Origin of the sequence: Bradyrhizobium sp. 132, assembly GCF_023074185.1 — a bacterium.
GTDB lineage: Bacteria > Pseudomonadota > Alphaproteobacteria > Rhizobiales > Xanthobacteraceae > Bradyrhizobium.
This window is the reverse complement of record NZ_JADPKY010000102.1, coordinates 1-760: the sequence shown is the minus strand read 5'-3', so window position 1 is coordinate 760 and position 760 is coordinate 1. Positions and strand designations below refer to the sequence as shown.

Here is a 760-nt window from a genome sequence, read left to right as displayed (position 1 = left end):
CCGAACAGGATGTCGAAGCCGAGCCCGAACAGGCCCCAGACCAGGATCCGGTTCACGGTGTTCGGCGCGAAGCCGAGATGGGGCAGCACGAAGGGGGCTGCGATCAAGCCGATCGCAGTCAGGGCTTCGATCAGGAACGGGCGTTGCTTGAGCATCAGGAAATCGCTTACTCGCGGCCCTGGACGCCGAGCAGGCCATGCGGTCGCACCACGAGTACGAGCGCCATCGCTGCAAACAGCATCACATAGGCATAGCCGGGGTTGAACATGGAGGTGACGCTGATGATCTCGCCGGCGATCAGGCCGCCGAGGATCGCGCCCGGGAAAGAGCCAACGCCGCCGATCACCACCACCACGAAGGTCTGGACCAGGATGTCGTCACCAGTGCCCGGTGTCAGCGACACCACCGGCGCGTTGACGATGCCGGCAAAGCCGGCGGCCATTGCGCCAATGCCGAACACGACCATGAAGACGCGGTAGACGTTGATGCCGAGCGAATCGACCATCACCGAATCCTCGATGCCGGCGCGCACGATCATGCCGAGCCGGGTCCGGTAGAGGATGATGAACAGTGCGCCGAGCGCGATCGCGACGATGCCGACCACGGCGAGGCGGTAGGTCGGATAGAACATGAAGCCGAGATTGGTGATGCCCTGGAACAGCGCCGGCGGCGGCACCAGCTGCGACTGGCTCGAGAAGATCAGGCGCACCAGCTCGACGAAGCAGATGCCGAGCCCGAAGGTCACGAGCAGCTGATCCTC

General features: G+C 64.2%; 1 protein-coding gene. It reads right to left on the bottom strand.

Features of this window, described 5'->3' with window-relative positions; translation table 11 throughout:
* Nucleotides 1-166: 166 nt before the first annotated feature.
* Nucleotides 167-760 (bottom strand): branched-chain amino acid ABC transporter permease (locus tag IVA74_RS20235; RefSeq protein WP_247347547.1); only part of this gene is annotated, 594 nt, incomplete at its 5' end.